The organism is Microvirga makkahensis, assembly GCF_009830105.1.
Classification (GTDB): domain Bacteria; phylum Pseudomonadota; class Alphaproteobacteria; order Rhizobiales; family Beijerinckiaceae; genus Microvirga; species Microvirga makkahensis.
Genome location: NZ_WURB01000089.1, coordinates 1 through 665 on the forward strand (window position 1 = coordinate 1; position 665 = coordinate 665).

1 protein-coding gene is annotated in these 665 nt (G+C 65.7%); it reads left to right on the forward strand.

The window, feature by feature from the left end; genetic code table 11:
• Nucleotides 1-88 precede the first annotated feature (88 nt).
• A partial coding sequence (locus GR328_RS26570; RefSeq protein ID WP_160888637.1) for an ATP-binding cassette domain-containing protein occupies nt 89-665 on the forward strand: 577 nt, incomplete at its 3' end.

Here is a 665-nt window from a genome sequence, read left to right on the forward strand (position 1 = left end):
TGCGCCATGTAGAACAGGATGTGAGCACCGATGGATCTCGACCCGACAGCACTGCCGCTCTGCTTTGCCCTCGGGACGATCCGTTTCCATGCCCGCCTCCATCATCCTCTCCAAACTTTCATGGTCCGCGCCTGACGGGCGTGCTCTCCTTTCCGATCTCGATCTGGCGTTCGGCCTGGAACGAGCGGCTCTCGTCGGCCGCAACGGCATCGGCAAAACCACGCTTCTCAAGCTGATCTCCGGCGAGCTGCGCCCGCACTCCGGCACGGCGGCCGTCAACGGCACCCTGGGTGTCCTGCGCCAGACCGTTCAGGTCGCTCCGGGCGAAACCGTTGCCAATCTCTTCGGCATTGCCGAAGCGCTTGCATTACTTCGCCGGGCCGCGAGCGGCGCGGCCACTGCCGAAGAACTTGCGGACGCCGATTGGACGCTGGAGGCCCGAATTGCCTCCGCTCTTGGCCAGGTCGGGCTCGATGTGGAACCTGAGACCCGCCTGGCAACGATGTCGGGCGGACAAAGCACACGGGCCCGCCTTGCCGCGCTCATCTTCGCGGAGCCTGACTTCCTGCTGCTCGACGAGCCGACGAACAACCTCGACCGCGAGGGACGCGCGGCGGTGATCGATCTTCTCGCCGATTGGCGGGGCGGCGCGATCATCGTCAGCC